The organism is Citrobacter sp. RHBSTW-01044, assembly GCF_013781945.1.
Taxonomy (GTDB): domain Bacteria; phylum Pseudomonadota; class Gammaproteobacteria; order Enterobacterales; family Enterobacteriaceae; genus Citrobacter; species Citrobacter braakii.
Window position 1 is genome coordinate 1,869,293 of sequence record NZ_CP056180.1, and the last position, 24,434, is coordinate 1,893,726.

The window sequence follows — 24,434 nt, forward strand, 5'->3', positions numbered from 1 at the left end:
GTGGCCGACATAACCAGAAATTACACTGTATATAAATACAGTGTAACAGTGGAGGTTGTATGGAGTACGAGATAAAGCAGGTCGATAAACGCATGATTGCCGGTTTCCATATGGTTGGACCGTGGGAACAAACGGTGAAGCAGGGGTTTGAGCAATTAATGAAGTGGGTCGACGGAAAACAGATTGTACCGTTGGAATGGATAGCCGTTTATTACGACAACCCTGATGTTGTTCCTGCGGAAAAACTGCGCTGTGATACCGTGGTTTCTGTGCCTGAAGGTTTTGAAATCCCGGAAAACAGCGAAGGGGTGATCCTCACCGAACTGGCGGGTGGCGACTATGCTGTCGCTGTTGCGCGCGTTGAGAATCACGATTTTGCGACGCCTTGGTATCAGTTCTTCGAGCGCCTGTTGCAGGATACGACTTATACGATAGCCGCTAAACCCTGCTTTGAAGTTTATATGAACAATGGCATGGAGGACGGTTACTGGGACATTGAAATGTACGTGCCAGTGCAGACGAAGTAACTGTTTGGGGTGTAAATCAGGATGATCTTTTCACGCTAAAAACAGGTACAATTCGCTTCTTTGCTATTCCCTGACGGAGTGCATGAGTGCGTGCAGACAAATCGCTGAGTCCTTTTGAAATTCGTTTGTATCGTCATTATCGTGTGGTGCATGGTATTCGCATTGCGCTGGCGTTTCTCCTTACTTTTCTGTTGGTACGCCTGTTAAACATTCCCGAAGGTACATGGCCTCTGATCACGCTGGTGGTTATTATGGGGCCAATATCTTTTTGGGGTAACGTTGTTCCCAGGGCCTTTGAACGTATAGGTGGCACGATCCTGGGCTCGGTCCTGGGACTGGTTGCCCTGCGTCTGGAACTCTTCTCGCTGCCGTTAATGCTGATATGGTGCGCGGTAGCGATGTTTCTCTGCGGCTGGCTGGCGCTGGGTAAAAGGCCGTACCAGGCGCTGCTGATTGGCATAACGCTTGCCGTGGTCGTGGGTGCGCCTGCCGGAGATATGAATACCGCGTTATGGCGCGGTGGTGATGTTATTCTGGGGTCGTTACTGGCGATGCTGTTTACCGGCATCTGGCCGCAGCGGGCATTTATACACTGGCGTATCCAACTGGCGCATTGCGTAACGGGGTACAATCGGGTGTATCAGGCCGCGCTATCCCCCAATCTGCTCGAGCAACCGCGGCTGGAAAAGCATTTACAACAACTGTTGAGCGACGTTGTCAAAATGCGTGGGCTCATCGCTCCTGCCAGCAAGGAAACCCGCATTCAAAAGTCGATCTTTGAGGCTATTCAGACGGTGAATCGCAATCTGGTCTGCATGCTCGAGCTGCAAATTAATGCGCTGTGGGCCAGCCGTACCAGCCACTTTGTCATGTTGAATGCGCATACGCTGCGTGAAACTCAGCTCAGGACCCAGCAGGCACTACTGACAATAACCCACGCCTTGTATGAAGGTAATCCGCAGCCAGTGCTTGCCAATACGGAAAAGCTCAATGACACCGTAGCAGAGCTGCGTCAGCTTATTGCTGAGCATAAAGGCGATAATGTCGCAGAAACGCCCATTCACGGCTACGTTTGGTTGAACATGGAGATGGCTCGACAGCTGGAGTTACTCTCACATTTAATCTGTCGCGCACTGCGCAAATAAAGAGCAGATGAGGTGATTGGTTCTACTGCTGCTTCGATTCAGCAAAGATTAGAGGTATGATACTGAAAAAGGCTAAAACCATTGGTAACTGCAATGGCTTTACCCTCGATAACTCAGGTTTCAACCATGCATTGTCGATGCAGATGCAACTTGAAGTATGGCGGGCATGAAAGTAATGTTGACCCACTTTAGCCGTTGTTTTAACGAATCCGAATCTCACATTATCAGGGGTGTAAAAATGGAAACTACCAAGCCTTCTTTCCAGGACGTGCTGGAATTTGTTCGTCTGTTCCGTCGTAAAAACAAACTGCAACGTGAAATCCAGGACGTTGAGAAAAAGATCCGTGACAACCAGAAACGCGTTCTGCTGTTGGACAACCTGAGTGACTACATCAAGCCTGGTATGAGCGTGGAAGCGATTCAGGGCATCATTGCCAGCATGAAAAGCGATTATGAAGATCGTGTTGATGACTACATCATCAAAAACGCCGAGATCTCTAAAGAACGCCGCGATATCTCTAAAAAGCTGAAAGCCATGGGCGAAGTGAAAAACGGCGAAGCGAAAGCCGAGTAACGATTTTATGCTTGTTCGGGTCGCTGCCGTGCGGCGACCCTTATTGCAGTTCGACCCCGCCCGTTACCATGCGTAACAAATGCTGTTCTGGCCAGTGAATCGTAAGTTTTTTCTGCGTCAGCATCCATTTAATGTAATCCACATCATGACGATTTCTGTCCAGCATCAGTCCGACTACGCTGCCGCTGTGCGCGACGTTGACGCCGTATAAATCACATTCTTCCACCAGTGCTAATAGTGAATCAAAATCCGGCTTTGGTAACAGCAGTTGGCTGGCGATTGCGCTAAGCGTAGCCGCTTCTCCCAACCGGTAAGGATTTTGGCTAATACAGGCTTCCTGTACTTTTTCCCATGCCCGTTGGAGGGCCGCAGCTCCCGCCTGCAAGCCGGAATGACGTGGAATACGGTGATAATCCGCGGTACGCAATGTTTCAGGGCTTTCGAGAACCAGCAGATCGAGTTGAGGCTGAGCTTCACAACCAATTTGCGTGGAAGCGTTGTTATGATCGAAAAGGGTTAGCTTACGAAAAACGGTGCTGTCGGTTGGCTCCAGAGAAACGCAAAGCTGTGCCAGTGTTGGCTCGTCCAGTTGATGGCCCAGATAATGCGCTGCGGCGATGGCCGTGGCGGCAATATCCGCAGTGCTGCTGGCCATTCCTTTCGCGATGGGAATGGTTGACTGAACATCTATCCGGATATCCTGACTGAGATGCGCCGGGTACTGCCAGTGCTGTAATAACCTGTTAACCATTGCCCGAGAAAGTGGACGTTCATCTGTCAGCGGTGAGCCTGAAGTGACCTCAACGGTGCTATACCATTCGACCGGGCAGGAGACCAGTTTCTCACTCCCCAGAATCCAGCCCTGGATAAGTTCTCCGCACGATGCGGGACATTGCGCAACAGCCACGTCTTCACCTTTGTGTTCAGCAATCCTCGGCGCATAGTGTCATGGCGATCGCGCTATTACCATGATTTGCCGCAATTTGCGGTTCGGCAATATCAGGCGGGAATGCCCAATGTCACAGTTTCTGATATCGCTAAACGCATAACGTCCTGGGCTATCATCAGCTCTTCATTGGTATTAATCACCGCCACTTTAACTACCGCATTTTCCGTCTGAATAAAGGTGGCGTTACGCTGATTTTTTTCTTCATCAACGGCCAGACCTAAGAAATTCAGGTTGTGGCAAATCGCGGCGCGAGCACGCGCTGAATTTTCACCAATTCCCCCGGTAAACACCAGCGCATCCAGACCACCCATCTGCATAATATAACTGCCAATAGTGGCGCGAATCCGCTCGGCAAAAAGCGTCAATGCCAGTGCAGCCTGGTGATTGCCCGTATCTGCGGCATGTTCAACATCCCGGTAGTCGGGTGAAACACCAGAAACTCCGAGTAATCCGGACTCATTGTTGAGCAATTGGTTGAGCTGCTGCGGGGTTTTGCCTTCACGCAGGGCAATCCACGGCAGAATGGAAGGATCAATATCGCCACTTCGCGTGCCCATCATTACGCCAGACTGCGGCGTAAATCCCATGGAGGTATTCACCGAGTGTCCGCCTTTGATAGCGCAGATGCTGCTGCCGTTGCCCAGATGACAACAAACAACCCGCAGGGCGCTGAGCGGCACGCCCAGCTTTTCAGCAAGCTGAGCGCTGACATACTTGTGGCTGGTACCATGAAAACCATAACGACGAATACCCAGCTCTGAATAGTAGCGCCAGGGCAGAGGATAGATGAAAGAAGGCTCATCAAGGGTCTGATGAAAAGCCGTGTCAAAAACCGCAACGGCTGGCGTTTTCGGCAGTAGCTGGCGAAATATCGCAATCCCCAAGGCATTAACCGGGTTATGAAGCGGTGCCAGTTCCGCAAGGCGTTCGATTTCCGCCAGTGTTTCATCAGTTACCCGTGCGGAATCTTTGAAGGATTCTCCACCGTGTGCGACGCGATGGCCTACGCCGTCGATCTCTTCCAGACTGCTGATAATATTGTGGCTGAGCAGTTTTTCCAGTAGCAGCGTTACTGCTTCACGGTGATCGGCTACGGGCAAAGTCTCCTGCCATTTTTGCGCTGGTGCTTTTAGGGTGACCTGCGCATCAGACATACCGATACGCTCGATCAGTCCCTGGCAAATCATTTCACCCTGCGGCATCGCCAGGAGCTGAAACTTAAGCGAGGAACTACCTGCATTAATGGCCATTATTTTGTGAGACATGAAGGTTCCTTTGCATTCAGAAAAATGAACATCTCATCGACCCCGGTATTCTCCAGCGCGCTGGTGACAAATACTTGTTGCGCGCCAGCCTGAACTAACCAACTCTCCACGAGAGAAATACGCTGCGGGCTGGCTAAATCGGCTTTGGTGACGAGGCCGATAACGGGTCGGTTCATCGGGCCAGTAAAACCTGGAGAAAAAGGTGACCACGGCGCGTCAGCATTGAGAACCAGCGCGATGATGTCTGCTTCACAGGCGCTGGCCAGCAGCGCGCTGTACAGGCAGCGGTTTTCGAGATATTCACCCGGTGTGTCTATCGTTGTGGGAGACCAGACAATGGCCTGAGTCTTCTGATAATGAAGCGCCTCTCCCCGCATGCACTGTGTGAGTGACGTTTTACCGCACTGGCTGGGGCCAATTAGCATTATGCGTTTCATGAGATTATGTCCGGGTGATGGGACAGGCGGTAAAACGCATCATTTCGCCCAGCGTCCGGGTTACCTGTTTCAGCGCGTACTCAACGGCGGAAACATCGCCCGTCAGTACCACGGCGCCGGTAAAACGGTCGAGAAAACCAATCTCTACCGCCCCGGATTTCGTGGCGATATCACAGGCGATGATTGAGGCTTCGCTGGGGGTAATCGTCAGAATACCGATTGCGGAAACCGACTCTGGTAATCCCAGTTTCTTGAACAAATCTTTACCCGGATTAGCGATAAGATGCGCCAGCGTAACCTGCTTGCCAGGAACATATTCCTGAATCATACGATCCGTGGTGGGTTGTCTTTCCATTACCCCTCCACCATCTGTCGCCACATGCTTTCATGCGGACGAGGGATGACCGTACGGTAAACCAACAGACCTTTTTCACCCGCACTTTCACTGGCAACTGTCACTGCGTTATTCACATCAGACACATCGCCAGCGACAACCATGTAGCACTTGCCGCCAATACCAAATGCCATATGGACGCGTACCAGCGTGACATTGGAGGCTTTAACCGCACGGTCGGCGGCACAGATGCAGGCCGCAACGCTCCATGTTTCAACAATGCCCACGGCCTGACGCTTATCCACGCTGTTAAGTCCACTGATCGCAGGAAGTACGCTGGCGTGAATGTTGGGTAGTACCAGACTATCAACGAGCATATCGCCAGCAAGAGAAGTTCCGGTGGCGATCGCCTGTTGTACTGCGCCTACGTCACCACCGAGCATGAGCAGAAATTTACCCGGGCAGATGGTCTTGCTGACAAGTAAATTCACATTCGCGCTTTTTAACATGGCATCGCCCGCTTCCATTCCTTTGGCAATGCTGGTGAGTTCTAAAATCCCTATAGCCTGAGACATGATTAACCTCTTATTACCGTGATGGATTGCTCAGTAATTTCGCTGACAATACCGTCAATACTGGCGTGGACAGGTGCGCCTAATGCACCGGACGGCACATCGGCAACGCATTGACCGCGAACAACGTGTTCGCTCTGCAGTACACATGGGATGGCGCTGGCACCAATATGCTGGCGTAGCAACAGCGTCGTTTTATCCGTGGGATAATCAGTCTCAGTCAGTGGCGCATCGTGATACCAGTCGCTAAGGCCCAGTTTGGTAATAAGGCGCTTCACCGGAATAAGCCGATACTTCGCCATTTCATCCTCAGGATTTAACGGCCCTTCATAACGATGGTTGAGCGCCCGTAGGTCGCGTTTAAGCATGCGGTTGATTCGCATCGGTGAAATCCCAACCGGACAGGCTACGCTTTCACATACATTGCATTCTGAACAGGTCAGGGCCGTGAGCAGTAACTGCGGTGTGGCCGCCTGCTGATAATTAACCGCGCGAACCAGCAGGTGCGGCGATAATTCATGGCCGATCAAATGTCTTGGGCACAAATCCGTACACAACCGACACTGCTCGCAAACGGTTTTTGCGACGGAAAGCACGGTGCGTTCATCCTGCATCCGCCGCTGAATCAACGCATGAGACTTTGGTAAAACCAGCAGTCCCCCGGTGGTCTTGCTGACTGGGGTATCCAGTGAGGTAATCAGGCCGCCCATCATCGGGCCACCGTTAATAAAACCGGGATCGTCAACGGTAGCACCACCGGCCAGCGCCAGAACCTCACGTAAAGACATTCCGATAGGGACGGTAAGAGTGATTGGTCTGGCGACCGCGCCGTTAACGGTCAGGGTACGACGCGTAACCGGGTATTGCTGCTCAACGGCTCTGGCGATGTTGAGTACAGTCTGGACGTTATTGACCACCACGCCGACGCTGACCGGCAGCGCGGCAGGCGGAACTCTCCGGCCCGTTGCCATCCAGATGGTCAAAACCTCGTCACCAGCCGGGTAGACATCAGGCAAAATATGTAAGCGGATCCCGGCAGGCAGAAGGGGCGTTAACGCATTGATAGCCTTTTGATATTTCTCTTTGAGCGCAATAATACCGGCCCTGGCCCCGGTAGCCGTCATGGCATATTGAACTCCACGGATAAGTCGCTCAGCCTGAACGGCCATCAATTGCTGGTCAACTTTCAGCATCGGTTCACATTCTGCCGCATTGACCAGAAACGTATCGACCTGCGCCTGTAATTTTACGTGAGCAGGAAAGCCTGCGCCTCCGGCCCCGACAACACCCGCTGCGCGAACGCGTTCGCGAATTGTCTGCGCATCATAAAGCGTGGACTCTGCCGTCATGGCTGTCTTCATAATAATTCCTCAAGCAGTTCCTGCATGGCGCTGGCGTCGGCAACACGAGGATTGGTTTGCAGCGTGACATCAGCCAGCGCGGCCTGAACCATCGACGGTATACGTTGTGACCAGGCTTGCTTTCCGTCTTTAAGCGCGTCAGCAAAAGAAGGTAACGCACACTGTTTTTTGAGTAGCTCTATATGACGAATTAGCGCATTCAGTGCCGCCGTATCGTTCGCGTTATCCGGGCATAGGTGGCAGGCTTTAGCGAAACGGGCATAGCGCTTCGCAGCCCGCGGATCGCGGGCATTAAAATGAATGACATGGGTCAGCAGCAGCGCATTGGCAAGTCCGTGGGGCAGATGAAACTGGCCGCCCAACTGATGGGCAATCGCATGATTGATACCCAGACCAGCCTGACTGAATGCCATTCCCGCGAGCGTTGACGCGTTGTGCATTTTTCCTCTGGTTGCCAGGCAGTCGCCTTTGCTGACGGCGACAGGCAGGTACTGGAAGACAATTTGTGCCGCTTTTTCAGCCAGCGCATCGGTGAAGTCGCTGGCTTTCGTGGACACGTAAGCCTCCAGCGCATGCGTTAATACGTCCATGCCGGTATTCGCGGTTATGGCTGGTGGAACGCTGACGACCAGCGTCGGATCAAGGATGGCCATGTCCGGATAAAGCGCATTATTAAATAATGGATACTTAATGCCTTTATCCGGATCGCTAATCACGCAGGCGCTGGTCACCTCCGATCCCGTGCCGCTGGTGGTGGGAATTGCAACGCAGGTTTCAATCTCAATACCGAACTGTCGGCTGAACCAGACGATGGCTTTTGCGGCGTCCAGTGCAGAGCCACCGCCAAAACCAATTACGACGTCCGGTCGTAGGGACTGCATTTGCGCAATCCCTTGTACTACCGTGCTAATGGTGGGATCGGGGGTGATATCGCTGAAAATGCTGATGCGGTTATCCGCTGGCAGCGCGTCGCGCAGCTTTTCAATCAGGGGAGAACGCGCGAGAAAACCATCGCAGATAATCCAGATATGCTTATTCGTGAAGCGCTTAAGCACATCCAGGCTTCCCTGGCCGCTGTACAATCGAGTTTGCAGTGAAAAGCTTTTCATAACGGCCCCATTAGCGAATAGAAAAACCGTTTGTCAGCACGCAACGACGAGAGCGTGCGAAAGTGCGCGCAGATGTCGTTCCTTCACCGGTCGGCGTTGCAATGGTGAAGGTGGTAAAGCCTTCACCACCAACGCCAATCCCAGCATAAGAGGGGCCATTTTTCACAAAAATGGAGGTCTGAAGCGTGCGCGCGGCAAGGTTCAGACGTGACACATTTTGCGAATGCATAATGGCGGTGTGATGCAATCCCTCTTCAACCTTCAGGGCCAACGTTAACGCGCTGTCAAAATCGCTCACCGTTACGATGGGGAGCATTGGCATCAGTTGCTCGCTGGTAACCCATGGGTCGTCAGCCTTGACGATACCTATCAGTAATCGAGGTGCTTTTGCCGGAACCGGTATTCCCGCGGCTTCCAGTAAGGTTGCCGGGCTTTTCCCTACCAGTTGTTTATTGGCTATTCCTTCTGGCAGACAAACTGCGCGCAGTTTGTCTATCTCTTCGCTATTGAGTCGCATCGCGCCAAAAGACTGCATTTGTTGAACCAGTCGTTCGGCAACGGCATCAACAACAATCAGACTCTTCTCAGCAATGCAGGGGAGGTTGTAATCAAAGGATGCGCCATTGATGATATCTTCTGCCGCCTTAACCAGGTCGGCTGTTTCATCAACAATGCAGGGAGGATTGCCTGCGCCTGCGCCAATGACTTTTTTCCCGCTTTTCATGCCCATAGCAACAATGCCTGGACCACCGGTAATCGCCAGAACTGCGATTTTAGGGTGCGCCATCATCTGCTGGGTAGCCTCAAAAGTGGGTTCTGTGACCGTGACGACAAGATTCCGAATCCCGCAGCAGCGAAAAGCAATATCTTCAATCATGGTAATCAGCTTCAGTGAGACCGCTTTTGCACCTGGATGTGGGCTAAAATAAACGCTATTTCCCGCAGCCAGCATACTGATGCTGTTGTTAATAATGGTTTCCGTCGGGTTGGTGCTGGGGGCGACGGAACCAATCACGCCAAAGGGTGAATACTCGAATAACACCATGCCGCCGTCACCGGTAAGCGCCGTAGTGGTGAGATCTTCGATACCCGGGGTATTGTCCAACGCAGCTTTATTTTTAAGGAACTTATCCTCTTTGTTGCCCATTCCCGTTTCGGCAGCGCTTTCAGCAGCCAATGAAGCAAGGTGAGGCGTCAGCTCTTCTCGCAGGGCGTTAATGATGGCGCTGCGGGTTTTCAATGGACATTGCTGATAACGCAGAAAAGCCTGATGAGCGGCATCGATCGCTTCGCTAACGGACGGAAAAATTCCATTACCCTTAACTTCTGCTTTTGCCGGGGCAAGTTGCTCACTCAAAATGTTACGAATAAGGGTTTCAAGTTCTGAAGTGTTCATTGATGTGTTCTCACGTTAATTGCCGCAATGGCCGTTTCTGCAATGTCCATATCCTGCTCAACGCTTCCCCCGCTGATGCCAAGACCCCCAAGGAGTAACCCCTCACGCCATAATGCGTACCCGCCACCGAAGGTGACGACTTTTCCCTGCATATGGCTTTCCAGACCGTAAAGCGCGGCGCCTGGCTGCACTGCCGATGTCAGCTCATGCGTGGCGGTTTTCATTGCCACGGCGGTCCAGGCTTTTTTCGGTGCCAGTTCGCTACTGACGAGTAATGCGTCAGGCATGCGCCAGGTCACCGTTTGGGTCCCATTCGCATCAACAATGCTGATGACGACCGGAACCTGAAGTTCTTCTGCTCTCGTTACCGCAGCGCGAGTGAGTTGGTGGAGTTCCTGAAAAGACAGAGACATAGCTGGCTCCCTGGTGGCTGATGTACGGATGGCTGCGAGATAACGCTCCGCCACTTTCTGAATAATGTTGTTTTGATGGGCGTCATGATCTTCTGCTCGTGCAAGCGCATATAAGCAGTCGGAGAGGCGATTGATATAACGCATCAGCACGTGTCTGACGGAAATCTCGGTGGAGAGTTCGACCAGTCGCCTCTCTGCGCGGCGGGCCAGCGTGCGGGCAAAGTGCAGACGGCTGGCGGCTTCGCTGCGGCCAGGTAAAATAAAGCTGCGTAGGGGGGGCACTCTCCCCATCGCGGTATCAATGGCGGCTTCCAGCGCGGCAATTTCTTCTGAGCTGATGTAGCGCTGCTCTGGCGCTGGCTGTTCGCTTTCGCTTGCCAGCTCGGCGCTGAACCAAAAAAGCTGCAGTTGAATGTTTTCGAGTAACTGGCGGTGCTGCGGGTTTTTCGCTGCGCAAACACACAGGCTAAGCGCCGCATTAAGTTCGTCCAGCGTACCGTAAGCCTCGACGCGCGGGTGCGTTTTGCTCACGCGTTGCCCGGTAAAGAGGGCCGTTGTGCCAGCATCGCCAGTGCGGGTATAAATCGCCATAGTTCCTCCTAACGAGAAAGCGTGTCGACAATGCCGACGATAGCCAGATCGATGGCCTCATTAGGGCCGGAAAAAACGTGTCTGGCGCTGGAGCCACTGCTGAGTAATACCAGTTCTCCAGTTCCAGCGCCGACAGAATCAACCGCGACTTCATCTCCACTCACAGGGGACGCGGGAAGTTCTCCGTCCACACTCACCCGACGTACCAGCAACAGTTTCTTCCCCACCAGTGATGGGGATTTTTGCGTGGAAACCACAACGCCAGTAACCCGTGCCAGATGCATAGCTCACTCCTGCTTAATTAATTGGACATTTCGCGTACCGACGGCGTCCTGAGCCAGAGCCGTCACGACACATCGACGACGTAGCACCAGAACGCCCCCCTTCAGTTGGGCGACGTCGGCATAGCTGAGAAGTTTGTCAGGATGCAAAACGATGATTCGTCCCAGATCGTCACTGAACTCCAGCGGCAGACGCGCGAGTTTTCTAACGGGGATTGCGGGTAACAATCGGTGTTGTAGTGAAATTTTCACGCGGACTCCGCATGCCAGCGCTTCGTGGATCGTTACCACCGACATGTTGTCCGCGCAGCCCTCGGCAATTTGCTCCAGCAATGGCAGGTCCGCCTGCAGGAGGTGGAGCGACGAGTACTGGCAGCACAATGTCCGTGGTTCGATTTCTCGTAACTGCGCGACGCTAAGCGAGAGCGTGCTTTCCTCGCGTTTTTTTAATCGGGAAACAACCTCCTCGATAATGCGTTGCAGCAGTTCGTTGTTCATCGTGGGCTCACCAGTGTGGCAAATGCCTGCGGATTATCTGCGCCCGCAGCATTGGCTTCGTCGGTATCGATATGCATCTCAAGGCGCATATCCGGCGAAACGCGTACGGCGACGTTATCGAAAATCAGTCGACGTTCATCGCCATTAATGGCAACAGAGACTTTATCGCCATGGGAAACGCGCAGGATTAGGGCATCGAGCGGCGACATATGGATATGGCGTTGGGCGACGATTACCCCGGATGCTAAGTCCAGTTCAGCAAATGGACTGATAAGGCGAACGCCTGGCGTGCCCTCGATACTGCCTGACATCCGTAGTGGAGCAGCAATTCCCAACGTACGAGCGTCGGTACGAGAAATTTCGACCTGACTGGTGCTACGCAGTGGGCCGAGTAAGCGCACATTTTTTAACTGACCTTTTGGTCCCACTAACGTGACGGTCTGGTCTGCTGCATATTGTCCGGGCTGCAGCAGCTCTTTTTTCTCACTAATAGGGTGATTGGGAAACAAGCGGTCGTAATCTTCAGCGCATAGATGAATATGACGATTAGAAATCCCTAGCGGAATAGGGCGCTCACGCATTTCATCCAGAACTTTGGTGACCGTTGTCTCAAGTTGCTGTTTATCCATCACGCTTCACCTCGTTTGCCTGAGTGCAGACAAAGAGAGCGCGGCTCGCCCTTTTGACGGGGGCAGGCAGGGTCAAGACACAGATTGCAGCTAATCAACTCTGCATCTTGCGGCACTTCGGGCGCTGCATGGTCCTCAGGCATCTCTTCATGTGGTACGACCGGTGTCGGGGCGGGCGCTGGCTCAGACTCCGGGGTGACGCTATGTGACAGAATGCCATCCCCTGGTCTGGATATGACTTTATGAGCCACCAGTCCATCTCGCTGATCAGCGAAACTGACACCGGTGGAAATGGCCGCCTGGACGGAGGCCACATCCCCGATTATCTTGATCACCATCCAGCCTGAACCGTTGGTTTTTTCGAGGCCCATCAGCGTGATGGAGGCGGCTTTCGCCATGACGTCCGCGCAACTGATGGCTAATGCCAGACCACTAACTTCAAGTAATCCCAGTGATTGCTTCACGCTGTGCTCCTTGGTTGCAACGACTTATGCGGATTTAGGTAAAATGGCTTCAACGTCGCTGTGCGGACGCGGGATAACGTGGCAGGATTTCACCTCGCCAACGGCGCTTGCTGCAGCGCTTCCTGCATCTACGGCAGCTTTCACTGCGCCGACATCGCCGCGAACCATAACGGTGATAAGGCCTGAGCCGATTTTTTCGTAACCAACCAACTGCACGTTTGCGGATTTCACCATGGCATCAGCGGCTTCAATAGCGCCGACGAGCCCTTTTGTTTCAACCAGTCCCAGTGCGTTATTCATACTGCTTTTCTCCTGTGGGTTATGAGTGGCATTCCCGAAATGGAATGCCTTTAACCAGCCGCGCAGCGTTATTACCAATGCTGCGTCGGGCGTGGTTATCTTGTTGATACGTCAGCGTAAATAGTGGCGCTGATGTGGGTAAGTTTTTATAGTGCACGACCAGTTTTTCGCGATTGCAGCCAATGCCAACCATCAGCGGCGATTGGCAAGCCGCCAGCCATGCGTTGTGGATAACGTCAGTTGACGGGCTCTCCTGAATCACAAAGGGGATCCCTTCTTCTTCAATACCCAGCAGCACATCACTCCAGACGTCAGTGCATCCAGCAGTGGCGAAGATAACGATGGCTGGTGTGGTGAGATTACTTTCCATGAGCGAATGCCTTGTACCAGGAGAGAATCAGCCCTGTCGCGACCGCGTTGCGCGGACCTTCGGTGCCTCGAATGTTGCCGCGCCCGGCAACCAGGCGATAGTGTGCCAGCGCATCGGTGACCAGTTGCGGAACTTCAAAGTCCAGGGATGAGCCGCCAACCAGCACCACAAAGGGAATATCCCGAATGTTCCCGGTCGGACTCACCTGACGTAGCGCTCTGAGTGCATTGGTGACGAAAACGCGTTCCTTAGCGCTGCGGCGAATGGCCCGGACTTTCTCCAGCGCCAGTTCGCCTGGCAGTGGCACCAGTTCATCGGGTTTTACTACGCATACGCGGGCAAAAACCGTTGGTGGGAGAGGTGTAGAGAAGAACTGGACGCTGCCATCTTCGTGGCGAAGATGGAACAAGCTCTCGACTTTCGCCAGCGGGTACTTTTTGATCTCTTCAGCGAGATAACGGTCTTCCAGCCCCAGTTCACGGGCAATAATCATCGTGACCATATCGCCCGCACCCGCCAGGTGCGTGGCAATAATTTCGCCTTTCGGGTTGATGATGGAGGCATCGGTCGATCCTGCACCGAGGTCCAGAATAGCCAGTGGCCGCGTCGTGCCGGGGGTGGTTAAGGCCCCCAGAATGGCAGCTTCGGCTTCGGCGCCGCCAACCTGGACGTCAATGTTGAGCTTTTGCGTGATTTCCTGAGCAATCATCGCCATTTGCAGGCGGTCTGATTTCACCATGGAAGCAATGCCGACAGCCTGTTCCAGCGAGAACTCACCGGCTAGTCCGCCGGTCACGCTGACGGGAACCGAGGTATCGACTGCCAGCAGGTCCTGAATAAAAATTTCGTGGCTGGGTTTGTTGGTTAATTCAGCCATTGTCTGGCGCACATGCTCCAGCATGCCGCCAATATTGGTCCCAGCCTCTCCGGTGACGTTATCCAGTTTCGGGCATTCACCAACCGCTTTCATAATCGCTTCAGCGCCAGCTGCAACGTCGACCCGTACGGTACGACCCTGCGACTGTAGCTCCAGATTTCCGGCAGGAATGGCTCGTGCTTTCACATCACCTGATGGCGTTTTAACGACCACGGCAGAACGGTTGCCGATCAGCGCCCGCGCCATCGGGACAATGTTTTTAGTCTCGTCGGCGTTGAGGCCAAAAACGGTCGCAATCCCGTAAGGGTTAGAAAGCGTTTCAATGACTTTTCCTGGAATTGCGACCTCAATGGCAGCCAGCATACCTAACGGGATGCGGTCGATATGAAGGACTTCATCGACGATAGGCAGGGGGTGGGTCAGACGATTACTGACCAACACGCCATCGTCCTGCTGCAAAATAACGCCAGTTAACTGGTATCCGGCGCGGACGGAGGCATTAATCATCGTGGCGACATCGGCGAAATCAAATGCCGATGACACCACCAGAATATAGGGCGTATCCGCCGGACGGCTGAGCAGGTCTTCCGGCGTAATAGTGACGCCAACGCCTAATCCGACGCCGCCCGGCGTTTTAGGGTTATGGCCGATCATGGTGGATTCAGTGATGATGGTTTCGGTTATCGTTTCCATCGCGACGTCACCAATGACCGGGGTGGCTTCGTTAATGCGGATGAGCGAAATATCGCTGACATTGATACCGGCATTTTTTGCTGCCAGCGAAAGTGCCTCCTGAATACCAAACACATTACGTAATGTGCCTTTAATTCCGGTGGTTTCTGCCAGCGCACTGCCGGTGATGCTCAGTGCGCCAGACTCATCGAGGGTAGCCAGAGCGACTTCCGTTGATGAGTTGCCTATGTCAATGCCAGCTATATATCGCATGATCCTGTCCCTGAGTTAGTCGTCGCCTTTGAGTTTTTTACGCTCAACGTACAGCGCTGCCGCTTCACGAACGAAAGCTGCACAGATCTTTGCCTGATAACGATTTTCGAGATCGTCAGCGATAGCCATCAGCTCGTCTTTCGTTGAGCGGTATGGGCGCAGCGCGTTGTAGATCTCAAGAATGCGATCGTCAGGTACAGCGGTTAGCTCAGCGGCACGCTCGAAGTTCATCGCCAGTCTGTCACGTCCGGCATCTTTGGCGATTTCCGCCTGAAGGCGCAGCGTTTCAGGGGTGATGCGCATGTCCTGCGCCGTCACTTTGTTGCTCAGAACATTTTCGAGCGTGAAGTCATCCAGAGTTTTGTTGGTTGCGGTTTTTACCCACTCAGGATGTTTATTCGCGAGAGGGTAATCCGTGACTTTCGCGGTATGTGCTGGTGAACTCGCCGCGGCCGGCGTCACGGGCTCGTCTTGCAGGCTGTTCATCCGGCTCAGCACATCCCGAACCATCGATTCAATTGCGTCGGTATTCATGGAGTTATCCTTTATCAAAGCGCCACGCGCAGTTCCTGCGGGTTTTTGCCCGTCACGACGTATTTGGTCTCTTTAATGTGCAGAATGGCCGATTTCGCCTGGTACTTAGGACGAGCCATCTGGTCATTCAGAGTAGGGACCGGTTGCGGAGATTCACGCTTGGCATAACGCGCGGCGTTTTTACCGATCTGACGATAGGTTTCCAGCGTCAGAAGCGGTGCCTGAGGGAACAGCTCCAGGTTAGAAAGCGGCGGTAACCCCTGCTGGTGGATAACCGTGGTGCCTTTTGACTGGATGCCGATAGAGATCCCGGAACCGCTCAGACGGTTACCTTCCACGGCGACAAATGCCACATCGGAGGATTTAAAGCAGCGGATAACGCGCGCTTTAATGCCTTCTTCTTCAATACCCGCAATCACTTCGCGCAAGATGTTCTTATGCGGGATCCCTACGATATTGACGGTTTGCGACAGTCCAAACGCGGGACCTACGGCAATAATCACTTCGTCCTGCAGCTGGCCTTGTTTGGCTTCGCCAATCTCGGTCAGAAAGCTGTCGCCCTGCGCCGCTGCAGCCTGTGGCGCGCTAGCCGCTGTCGATGCGCGGAATGAGACGGGTTTGTCGCTGGTTTGCATTTCAGCCAGTACGTCTTCAATTATCTGGCGCAGCAGCTTTTCATTGATTTCCATTTTTCACCCCTTAGCCAAGTTCGTTGGGATCAAGTGCGCCAGGGATGTTTTTGATCTCTTCCCAGCGTTCGCCTTGTAGGCGATAACCTGTTGCCGGACCGGCATAGTCATTGACGTCATTTACTGCGGATAGCACCTGTCCGTCGCCAACGATAATGGCGGAGGTATGCAGATAATCCCCGGTTAACTTGGCTTTCTGGATGTTGAGCATGTCCTGAGCGACATCGGTAAACCCGCCCTGAGCAAGGGCTTTCACCACTTCCAGACCGTTACGGTTTTTATTGATGATCTCTTGCGCAAACTTGATATCTTCAACGATGTTTCGCTCCGGCATATCTTTCGAACCGTGGGCGTAAGTCGCCGCTTCCACTTCTTCATCAGTGATTGGCGGTAATCCCATCCCGGCAAAGACGGCCTGCAGTGCACGTGCCGCTTTATTACGAATGGCGATAACGTCTTCTTCACGAACCGGACGCAGACCCCCATCTACCTTGAGGTCTCGCTGGAGAACGTTGTAGTCGTCAAAATCTTCAGCATCCTCGTTCGAACCCGCAAACATGTTGTCGTAGTTCGGTACAGCGGAATAACCGGAAGAGATGAAGTCAGTACCCGGCAGGAACTGCATCAGCAGGCGGGCAGTACGACGCATATCCGAGTGGGTAAAGGTTTGGTCGTTGCTGGAGGCACACTCCAGATCCAGGGAGGAACAGATCAGGTTTTCAGCTAACACCGCACGAATGCCTGACGGCACAGCGGAAGGCACGCCGATGCAGCTTACTGAGCCATTTTGTAAACCCTGTACGCCAGCGGCTTTGGTGATGTAAATACAGCGGGCTTCGAGGTAAAGCATCGATTTACCTTCGGCGTAACCCATCTGAACTTCTGAGCCAGAACCGGAGGTAAAGCGCATTTTCAGACCGCGTGAGGCGTAGGAAGAGGCGAGGAAACCTTTCGACCATGGCGTGTCATCGCCATCGGTAAAGACGGGTTCAGTACCATAAACAGAGATGGTTTCCGCGTAACAGGTGTGGCCTAACATACCGAGTTTAAGTTCGGTCGCCTCTTCCAGCGAGCACTGGGTTAATACGCCAGGGCGCCCAACCTGTGAGCCGACTAACAGCGCAATGGCGTTAAAGGGGGCATAACGCGCAACGGCAACCGTCGTTTCCTGTTCGTCAAATCCGCGCCAGGCGCCTTCAGCCGCATCAGCGGCAATCTGCACCGGATTATCTTTAACGTTAGTGACGTGCGCCTGCTGAGACGGTGTACGACGAGCACGCATTTTCTGCATGGCCATCATCATCTCAACGACGTTCATATGGGACACCACTTCGACAATTTTTGCCGGGGTCATTGCGGTGGTCAGCGGCACAATGTCTTTGCGCTTCACGTTAGGATCGCAAAGCATATTGGCAAGTTTTACTGAGTCCATCGCCATGACTTCTTCAGCGCGCGCCAGGTTAATGCCATAGCGGGCAATGAAATGATCAATTAAGTCAAATTCACTGGCGGATTTTCCGTCCAGTTCTGTGACTGTACCGTTGACGATTTTAATCGACGGTTTAGGGTCGTTCGGGCTTTCCATCGCAATGAAGCCTTCTTCGATCCACTCCTTAACGAAGCCATCCTGATTCACAGGGCGCTTCGCCAGTGCTTCAAATCTTTTCGATCTCATGAATCAGCCTCACTGATATCAGATGTAGGACGGACGATCGTTTTTCGGTTCTGAGCCGAGGGTCCCGAGTACGGTTTTACCGATTTCGCGGGCGGAGATAACGGCCTGACGTACAGCGCCGGAATCGCCTGAAATGACCAGAATCGCTTCGTTACTGAAGCTGGTGCCATGAGCAGGGGAGCTGTAGGCCACAACTTCCACGTTGGCGGATTTCAGCGCAGTATCAGCCATCAGGACACCAACGGATGCCGGGGCGCCGACGATTACGCCACAGGCACGGCCAATCGGTGCACCAAAGGCTTTTTCCAGCGCGTAGCTGGCGCGTGCGGTGTATTGCATTTCGATGTGACCGGCTTCGTTGGCATACACATCGCCAAAGGTGCGATCCAGTTCTTTCAGCGCAACCTCAATTCCGCGTTTCACGTCGGAAACATCGTTGCCGCCGAGAATAATCAGCGAACCGTGACCCGCGCCGCCTTTGGTATCACGTGGCAACTCAATACTGACGACTTCAGTATTGGTGGCTTTTACCGCTTCATCTGCGGCCATGATGTGCGGGCCTGCACCAGTACGCGCGCCAAGGATGCCAATGGAGCGATACCGTTTTTCAAGTTTCATTGCGTCCAGTAGGGCGCTGTCCACGTTGGCGATTACCAGACCGACGGTGTCGCCAATCGCAGTACCGACAAACTCCGTTAAACTGCAGCTTTTCTCTGCCATAGCCGTTTCTCGTGTTGGAGGATTATTTTCAGGGATAGCCTGCTGTTCCGGCGTTGCCACGCGAGCAATCACCTGCGCCATGATCTGATCAACCAGCTCATTGCTGCTCATTAGCTAATTCCCTTCGGTAAGATTTTTTCTACATCGGTGTGAGGGCGTGGGATGACGTGTACGGCTTTCACTTCTCCCACATTACGTGCTGCGGCGGCACCTGCATCTGTTGCTGCTTTGACTGCGCCAACATCGCCGCGGACAATGACTGTTACCAGCCCCGAACCAATTTTTTCGTAGCCGACCAGCATTACATTGGCTGACTTCACCATTGCATCTGCGGCCTCTATGGCTGCAGTCAAGCCTTTGGTTTCTACCATTCCTAACGCTTCTTGTTGCATAAAGACCTCGCCTGGGTTGTCCCGATGTTCATGACTATAAAAAGATGCGAGGAAAAAGAATGGCTGACTTGAAATTGAGAGTGAAAAAATAATAGAGGTAAGGTGATATAAAATTGCTATTAATTATTTTAACTTGTTGTTTTTAATGGCTATATTAAATATCGTTGATATGATTATTTAGTTATGTCAGTTCCACATTTACACTTTTTCTGGTGACATTATAAATATCATTTGCTATGCGAAAAAAATGAAATTGTGATGGTGGTTTGAAAACAGATTTCTGCTAATAGCAATATTTTATTGTTTTGAAAATGTCCGTGTAATACGCGAAATCCCGATTGACTCTAATGTTTTAATAAAGTGTGTAGCAAGAATTTGCTATTGCGCCACGATTTTAAAGGGCAAGCTATCCGCAGAATGCCAACAATTTGCTGATATGGCCTTTTATAGTAAGCCTCGAAGTATTCTACTTGCCAGTAAGGAGTCCGCTGGTAAAGACACGAACTCTGCTTAGAAGGTGTCACAATGAACGATTCACTAAAAGCGCAATGCATTGCTGAGTTTTTGGGTACCGGGCTGTTTTTGTTTTTTGGTATTGGCTGCCTGAGCGCTCTGAAAGTCGCAGGTGCCAGCCTGGGATTGTGGGAGATCTGCATCATTTGGGGGCTGGGGATCTCGCTTGCAGTCTACCTGACGGCCGGGATTTCTGGCGCGCATCTCAACCCTGCTATCACCATCGCACTGTGGCTGTTTGCCTGTTTTCCGGGGCGCAAAGTATTACCTTACACTGTGGCGCAGGTCGCGGGGGCCTTTGGTGGCGCTTTGCTGGCTTATTTGCTCTACGGCAGTCTGTTTACCGAGTATGAGTCGGCCCACCAGATGGTGCGCGGCAGTCTGGAAAGCCTGCACCTTGCCAGTATTTTTAGTACTTATCCTGCGGCGGCGCTCAGCGTCTGGCAGGCAGCGTTGGTCGAAGTGGTGATTACCTCCATTCTTATGGGGATGATCATGGCGCTGACTGACGACGGTAACGGCGTTCCTAAAGGTCCGTTGGCGCCATTGCTGATTGGTATTCTGGTTGCTGTTATCGGCGCATCCACCGGTCCGCTCACCGGATTTGCGATGAATCCGGCGCGTGATTTTGGTCCTAAATTGTTTGCCTGGATGGCCGGGTGGGGAGATGTTGCGATGACCGGTGGGCGTGATATCCCTTATTTCATTGTACCGATTGTGGCCCCTATCATCGGCGCGTGCGCGGGTGCAGCAATTTATCGTTATTTGATTGGCAAAAATTTACCGTGTAATACGTGTAAGCTGGACGAAAATGAGAGCTAGCTTCACAGAAGAAGTTTATTTTTGAAAAGTAAAAACTGTTTTCGTGATCCGGTATCCTGAACTGCCCAAAAAGTCTCCCAAGAATGGGAGACTTTTGTTATGTTCAATTACGACTTTCATCAATGCTCAGGATGGCAGGGTGAAAACGAATGTGAATAATATGTTTTATTTATAACAATAAATTAACTGAGAGGTTTTATCATGATTTCTGCGAGTGCCCTGAACTCAGAACTCATTAATAAAATCGCACAGGATTTTGCGCAGGCCACCAGTCTGGCCGTTGTGGTTGTCAATATTCACGGTGATGAAATTTCTGAGCTTTTTAATTTCACCCCTTTTTGCCAGTTGATGCGCCAGCATCCTCAGCACAGTACCCGTTGTCGTATGAGCGATCGCTGTGGAGGGCTGGAAGCCTCTAAATCCGATCAACCCTGCATCTATCGCTGTCACGCCGGACTTACCGATTTCTCAATTCCGCTGGTCATTGCGGGGCACCTGGTAGGGTTTGTGCTTTGTGGCCAGGTACGCTTAAGTAACGATGTTGGTTTGGTCGATATTCTGAATGTAGATGACCGCTGGCAAGCCGATCCCGAACTGGTCAACGAGTTTCGTAATGTACCGGAAATGGACTATTCGCGAGTCATCGCCTCAGCGGATCTGCTGAAGCTCATCGTAGAAAATTGCCTTAAGAAACAACTTAATTTTGTGGTTATCAAAGATAACCCGCAGCAGTCAGAGCCAGTACGCGCTAACCGCAGCACCAATCCTCATGACAGCAAAATGAAAAAAGCACTGCGCTATATTGATGCGCATTTATCAGACGAATTGCGTCTGGAAGATGTCGCCTCTCATGTTTACCTTAGCCCTTACTATTTCAGCAAATTGTTCAAAAAATATCATGGTATCGGTTTTAACGCATGGGTAAACCAGCAGCGAATGGCCAGTGCAAAAGAGCTGCTTTGCCACAGTGACTGGAGCATAGCCAGCATTGCGCGTAATTTAGGATTTTCGCAAACCAGTTATTTTTGCAAAGTTTTTCGTCAAACGTATCAGGTCACGCCGCAGGCATTTCGCCAGCAAATAAATGTCATTTCACGTGGCGAATCCGCTTAAATGGCAATATTTTGCTATTGCCGATTTTTGATATAGGGCGCTATGCCAGTCATTATAAAATGAAAAGTAGCGACAGCAGTCAATAAATTGTCATAGCGCAACAAAATATTAGTATTAGAGGGATAAACTGCACCAGTTTTTATTTTTGTGATGAGATACAGTGTCTCTGTGAATGACTTTCTTTATTCTTTGTTGGCACTTTCATTCAGAATGCGAGCATATGAATAAGTGGGTTTATGCCAGGTAATTGGTTGAATGAACCCGGCAAGATATTAAATTGAATTATTGTCATGAGGTCGTGAATTTACCTCATAACAGAGAGCTTAATTAATCAGGCTCTTGAACTGACAGGTTTGCCACATTTGTGGTAGGGAAGGGGGTGAGAATCCCCCGCAGCCCCCGCTGCTGTGATGCTGACGACCCCGTATTGACCACTGATCGCAAGATTGGGAAGGACGGGTGAGGATGACGCTAAGCCAGAAGACCTGCCTGTCAGTGACTACCAACAACTTCGGTGGGAAGTGGGTGGTTCAGATGCATACAGTCGAGAGACTGGGTATCTTTACACCCCTACCACCCTGAACAGGATCAGGGTATGGCGGCCAATTTTCACGCTTTTGTTCTTGCAGGTACCGGAAGCGGCTGTGGTAAAACCACGGTGACGCTGGGCTTGTTGAGCTTGTTGAAAAAACGCGGTTTACGCGTCCAGCCTTGCAAAGTAGGCCCCGATTACCTTGATACCGGCTGGCATACCGCGGTATGCGGCACTGCTTCCCGCAATCTTGATAGCTTCATGCTTCCCGTCCCCACCCTGAATGCTTTATTTCGCGAGCACATGCAACATGCGGATATCGCCGTTATTGAAGGCGTTATGGGGTTGTATGACGGATACGGCACCGACCCAAACTACTGCAGCACCGCCGCGATGGCCAAACAGTTAGGCTGTCCGGTTATCCTACTGGTTGATGGCAAAGCCGTTTCCACCTCGATCGCCGCGACGGTAATGGGGTTTCAGCATTTTGATCCAACCCTGAATATTGCCGGCGTTATTGTTAACCGGGTTAACAGCGAAACGCATTACCAGCTCCTGAAAGTGGCGATTGAGCGTTACTGCGCTGTACCCGTCTTAGGCTACGTTCCCCGTATGGAAGGCGTTGCGCTTCCCGAGCGTCATCTGGGTTTGGTTACCGCGCGTGAGTCGGTTATCAACCAGCAGCCGTGGCAGGCGTTTGCCGCGACGCTGGAGCAAACTCTTGATATCGACGCGCTGCTGAGATTAAGCCAGTTAGACACGCTTCCTGCTGGTGAATGGCCAGCGTTGCCCGCCGCAGACGCCGGGGCAGGGCTAACGCTTGCCATCGCCGATGACGAAGCGTTCAACTTCTACTACCCAGACAACATTGTGCTACTGGAGCGCACGGGGCTTAAAATTGTCCGTTTTAGTCCGTTGCACGACACCTGTTTACCCGACTGTCAGATGATCTGGCTGGGGGGTGGCTATCCTGAGTTACATGCTGCGGCGTTGGCCCGTAATATTGCAATGCTTAACCAACTGCGGGCGGCGCACCAGCAGGGTGTCGCGATTTATGCCGAGTGCGGGGGGCTGATGTATCTCGGCAGTTCGCTGGAAGACAGCCAGGGTGATACCTGGCTGATGGCGGATATCATTCCCGGTCACAGCAAAATGGGAAAACGTCTGACCCGATTTGGCTACTGCGAAGCGCAGGCCGCGCAGCAAACGTTGTTAGCTGCAGAAGGCGAAGTGCTGCGCGGACATGAATTCCACTACTCCGATTTTACCCCTGAAACCTCCGCGGTGATGAACTGTCGCAAAGTGCGCGATGGCAAAACGCTGCAAGCCTGGTCCGGCGGCTGGCAGGTGGGAAATACCTTTGCCAGCTATCTACACGTTCATTTTGCTCAACGTCCGCAGATGCTTAACCACTGGCTGGCAGCCGCGAGGAGCGCACTATGACCATCCTCGCGTGGTGTGTTGCCTGGCTGCTTGATTTTATCATCGGCGATCCGCAGAACTGGCCGCATCCGGTGCGCTGGATTGGCAATCTGATTTCTGCGGTGCAACGGGTTGTTCGGCGTTACTGCCATAGCGACCGTGCGCTACGCATCGGTGGCGCGGTGATGTGGATTGTGGTGGTTGGGCTGACCTGGGCTGTGTCCTGGGGAGTACTGGCGCTGGCGCACTCTATTCATCCCTGGCTTGGTTGGGTGGTTGAGGTCTGGATGATCTTTACCGTGCTGGCCGGGCGCTGCCTGGCAAACGCCGCGCAGGACGTCGAGCGTCCGCTACGTGCCGGTAACCTTGCTGCAAGTCGGGAAAAGCTGTCATGGATTGTAGGACGTGATACCTCGCAATTACAGCCACAGCAGATCAATCGCGGCGTAGTGGAAACCGTGGCAGAGAACACCGTTGATGGCATCATCGCGCCGCTGTTCTTCTTGCTCCTCGGCGGTGCGCCTCTGGCGATGGCCTACAAAGCGGTAAACACCCTTGACTCCATGGTGGGCTACAAACATGAAAAATACCGCGCTATCGGTATGGTCAGCGCTCGTCTGGACGATGTCGCAAATTATATTCCCGCGAGACTAAGTTGGCTGCTGCTGGGCGCAGCGGCATTTTTATGTCGCCATGACGGCGCGCGTGCTTTGCAGATTGGCTGGCGCGATCGCTACAACCACAGCAGCCCAAACTGCGCGTGGTCAGAAGCGTCCGTTGCCGGGGCATTAGGAATTCGTCTGGGTGGTCCTAATGACTACTTTGGCGAGCGCGTTGAGAAACCGTGGATCGGTGATGCACAACGCGACATTTCGGTAGACGACATTTCCCATACGATTCGATTGATGTGGGTGGCATCGATGCTGGCACTGGCGCTGTTTATTGCGCTGCGGTGGCTGCTGGTCGGTGTAGCCTGAGGACAACA

Annotated in this window: 28 protein-coding genes and 1 riboswitch; of the genes, 7 read left to right on the forward strand and 21 right to left on the reverse strand. The window is 52.6% G+C overall.

Going from position 1 to position 24,434, the window contains the following annotated elements; all coding sequences use genetic code 11:
- Positions 1–59: 59 nt before the first annotated feature.
- The 3 genes from sbmC to HV352_RS08925 all read left to right on the forward strand — a co-directional run bounded on the left by sbmC (position 60) and on the right by HV352_RS08925 (position 2,246).
- Entirely contained in the window at positions 60–527 is a 468-nt protein-coding gene (gene sbmC / locus HV352_RS08915) for a DNA gyrase inhibitor SbmC (RefSeq protein ID WP_137379527.1), read from the forward strand.
- 86 nt (positions 528–613) lie between these two features.
- A complete protein-coding gene (locus HV352_RS08920; RefSeq protein ID WP_016156885.1) occupies positions 614–1,672 on the forward strand; it encodes an FUSC family protein in 1,059 nt (352 codons plus the stop codon).
- A 238-nt stretch (positions 1,673–1,910) separates the two neighbouring features.
- Entirely contained in the window at positions 1,911–2,246 is a 336-nt protein-coding gene (locus tag HV352_RS08925; RefSeq protein WP_003834176.1) for a DUF496 family protein, read from the forward strand.
- Between the two features lie 40 nt (positions 2,247–2,286).
- Here the strand turns inward: HV352_RS08925 and HV352_RS08930 are convergent, their stop codons facing one another.
- The 21 genes from HV352_RS08930 to pduA all read right to left on the reverse strand — a co-directional run bounded on the left by HV352_RS08930 (position 2,287) and on the right by pduA (position 19,047).
- Positions 2,287–3,153, reverse strand: coding sequence for an L-threonine kinase (locus tag HV352_RS08930; RefSeq protein WP_104651488.1), 867 nt, complete (start codon positions 3,151–3,153; stop codon positions 2,287–2,289).
- A 92-nt stretch (positions 3,154–3,245) separates the two neighbouring features.
- Positions 3,246–4,460: an acetate/propionate family kinase gene (locus HV352_RS08935; RefSeq protein ID WP_047499004.1), complete on the reverse strand. Its 1,215-nt coding sequence runs from the start codon at positions 4,458–4,460 to the stop codon at positions 3,246–3,248.
- Entirely contained in the window at positions 4,445–4,897 is a 453-nt protein-coding gene (pduV, locus tag HV352_RS08940) for a propanediol utilization protein PduV (RefSeq protein ID WP_046275682.1), read from the reverse strand. The genes HV352_RS08935 and pduV overlap by 16 nt, the downstream gene beginning before the upstream one ends.
- 4 nt (positions 4,898–4,901) lie before the next feature.
- On the reverse strand, positions 4,902–5,252 hold the full coding sequence (pduU, locus tag HV352_RS08945; RefSeq protein WP_016156881.1) for a propanediol utilization microcompartment protein PduU: 351 nt from the start codon (positions 5,250–5,252) through the stop codon (positions 4,902–4,904).
- The gene (pduT, locus tag HV352_RS08950; RefSeq protein WP_181635362.1) at positions 5,252–5,806 is read right to left on the reverse strand and encodes a propanediol utilization microcompartment protein PduT; all 555 of its coding nucleotides are present in this window, start codon (positions 5,804–5,806) and stop codon (positions 5,252–5,254) included. The genes pduU and pduT overlap by 1 nt, the downstream gene beginning before the upstream one ends.
- A 2-nt stretch (positions 5,807–5,808) precedes the next feature.
- Positions 5,809–7,164, reverse strand: a complete 1,356-nt coding sequence (gene pduS, locus HV352_RS08955; protein WP_181635363.1) for a cobalamin reductase PduS — start codon at positions 7,162–7,164, stop codon at positions 5,809–5,811.
- Entirely contained in the window at positions 7,161–8,273 is a 1,113-nt protein-coding gene (locus HV352_RS08960; RefSeq protein ID WP_016156879.1) for a 1-propanol dehydrogenase PduQ, read from the reverse strand. The genes pduS and HV352_RS08960 overlap by 4 nt, the downstream gene beginning before the upstream one ends.
- 10 nt (positions 8,274–8,283) lie before the next feature.
- Positions 8,284–9,669 carry a CoA-acylating propionaldehyde dehydrogenase PduP gene (gene pduP / locus HV352_RS08965; RefSeq protein ID WP_047415486.1) on the reverse strand — a complete coding sequence of 462 codons (1,386 nt, stop codon included), beginning with the start codon at positions 9,667–9,669 and terminating at the stop codon, positions 8,284–8,286.
- A complete protein-coding gene (gene pduO / locus HV352_RS08970) occupies positions 9,666–10,673 on the reverse strand; it encodes a two-domain cob(I)yrinic acid a,c-diamide adenosyltransferase PduO (RefSeq protein ID WP_016153535.1) in 1,008 nt (335 codons plus the stop codon). The genes pduP and pduO overlap by 4 nt, the downstream gene beginning before the upstream one ends.
- A gap of 8 nt (positions 10,674–10,681) precedes the next feature.
- Entirely contained in the window at positions 10,682–10,957 is a 276-nt protein-coding gene (locus tag HV352_RS08975; protein WP_046275687.1) for a EutN/CcmL family microcompartment protein, read from the reverse strand.
- A gap of 3 nt (positions 10,958–10,960) precedes the next feature.
- Positions 10,961–11,452: a microcompartment protein PduM gene (gene pduM, locus HV352_RS08980; RefSeq protein WP_181635364.1), complete on the reverse strand. Its 492-nt coding sequence runs from the start codon at positions 11,450–11,452 to the stop codon at positions 10,961–10,963.
- Complete coding sequence (locus HV352_RS08985) at positions 11,449–12,081, reverse strand: phosphate propanoyltransferase (RefSeq protein ID WP_016153533.1); 633 nt, start codon at positions 12,079–12,081, stop codon at positions 11,449–11,451. Before HV352_RS08985 ends, pduM begins: the two co-directional genes overlap by 4 nt.
- The gene (locus HV352_RS08990) at positions 12,081–12,545 is read right to left on the reverse strand and encodes a BMC domain-containing protein (RefSeq protein WP_181635365.1); all 465 of its coding nucleotides are present in this window, start codon (positions 12,543–12,545) and stop codon (positions 12,081–12,083) included. The genes HV352_RS08985 and HV352_RS08990 overlap by 1 nt, the downstream gene beginning before the upstream one ends.
- A gap of 24 nt (positions 12,546–12,569) precedes the next feature.
- Complete coding sequence (pduJ, locus tag HV352_RS08995; RefSeq protein WP_001057752.1) at positions 12,570–12,845, reverse strand: propanediol utilization microcompartment protein PduJ; 276 nt, start codon at positions 12,843–12,845, stop codon at positions 12,570–12,572.
- A gap of 19 nt (positions 12,846–12,864) precedes the next feature.
- Positions 12,865–13,215, reverse strand: coding sequence for a glycerol dehydratase reactivase beta/small subunit family protein (locus HV352_RS09000; RefSeq protein ID WP_181635366.1), 351 nt, complete (start codon positions 13,213–13,215; stop codon positions 12,865–12,867).
- Positions 13,205–15,037 carry a diol dehydratase reactivase subunit alpha gene (locus tag HV352_RS09005; RefSeq protein ID WP_181635367.1) on the reverse strand — a complete coding sequence of 611 codons (1,833 nt, stop codon included), beginning with the start codon at positions 15,035–15,037 and terminating at the stop codon, positions 13,205–13,207. Before HV352_RS09005 ends, HV352_RS09000 begins: the two co-directional genes overlap by 11 nt.
- A 15-nt stretch (positions 15,038–15,052) precedes the next feature.
- A complete protein-coding gene (gene pduE, locus HV352_RS09010; protein WP_153690249.1) occupies positions 15,053–15,571 on the reverse strand; it encodes a propanediol dehydratase small subunit PduE in 519 nt (172 codons plus the stop codon).
- A gap of 14 nt (positions 15,572–15,585) precedes the next feature.
- On the reverse strand, positions 15,586–16,260 hold the full coding sequence (gene pduD / locus HV352_RS09015; protein ID WP_181635368.1) for a propanediol dehydratase medium subunit PduD: 675 nt from the start codon (positions 16,258–16,260) through the stop codon (positions 15,586–15,588).
- 10 nt (positions 16,261–16,270) lie between these two features.
- Positions 16,271–17,935: a propanediol dehydratase large subunit PduC gene (gene pduC / locus HV352_RS09020; RefSeq protein WP_003030249.1), complete on the reverse strand. Its 1,665-nt coding sequence runs from the start codon at positions 17,933–17,935 to the stop codon at positions 16,271–16,273.
- Positions 17,936–17,953: 18 nt separating this feature from the next.
- Positions 17,954–18,766 carry a propanediol utilization microcompartment protein PduB gene (gene pduB, locus HV352_RS09025; RefSeq protein WP_016153528.1) on the reverse strand — a complete coding sequence of 271 codons (813 nt, stop codon included), beginning with the start codon at positions 18,764–18,766 and terminating at the stop codon, positions 17,954–17,956.
- The gene (gene pduA / locus HV352_RS09030; RefSeq protein ID WP_003030255.1) at positions 18,766–19,047 is read right to left on the reverse strand and encodes a propanediol utilization microcompartment protein PduA; all 282 of its coding nucleotides are present in this window, start codon (positions 19,045–19,047) and stop codon (positions 18,766–18,768) included. Before pduA ends, pduB begins: the two co-directional genes overlap by 1 nt.
- 525 nt (positions 19,048–19,572) lie before the next feature.
- On the opposite strand from pduA, the gene pduF reads away from it, so the two are divergent.
- The 4 genes from pduF to cbiB all read left to right on the forward strand — a co-directional run bounded on the left by pduF (position 19,573) and on the right by cbiB (position 24,426).
- Complete coding sequence (gene pduF / locus HV352_RS09035; RefSeq protein ID WP_016153527.1) at positions 19,573–20,382, forward strand: propanediol diffusion facilitator PduF; 810 nt, start codon at positions 19,573–19,575, stop codon at positions 20,380–20,382.
- A 201-nt stretch (positions 20,383–20,583) separates the two neighbouring features.
- Positions 20,584–21,495: a regulatory protein PocR gene (gene pocR, locus HV352_RS09040; protein ID WP_016153526.1), complete on the forward strand. Its 912-nt coding sequence runs from the start codon at positions 20,584–20,586 to the stop codon at positions 21,493–21,495.
- Between the two features lie 332 nt (positions 21,496–21,827).
- Positions 21,828–22,003: riboswitch (cobalamin riboswitch) on the forward strand.
- A gap of 87 nt (positions 22,004–22,090) precedes the next feature.
- Complete coding sequence (locus tag HV352_RS09045) at positions 22,091–23,470, forward strand: cobyrinate a,c-diamide synthase (RefSeq protein WP_149381623.1); 1,380 nt, start codon at positions 22,091–22,093, stop codon at positions 23,468–23,470.
- Positions 23,467–24,426 (forward strand): adenosylcobinamide-phosphate synthase CbiB, encoded by a 960-nt coding sequence (cbiB, locus tag HV352_RS09050; RefSeq protein ID WP_142417491.1) that lies wholly within the window; start codon positions 23,467–23,469, stop codon positions 24,424–24,426. Before HV352_RS09045 ends, cbiB begins: the two co-directional genes overlap by 4 nt.
- The last annotated feature ends 8 nt before the right edge of the window (positions 24,427–24,434 follow it).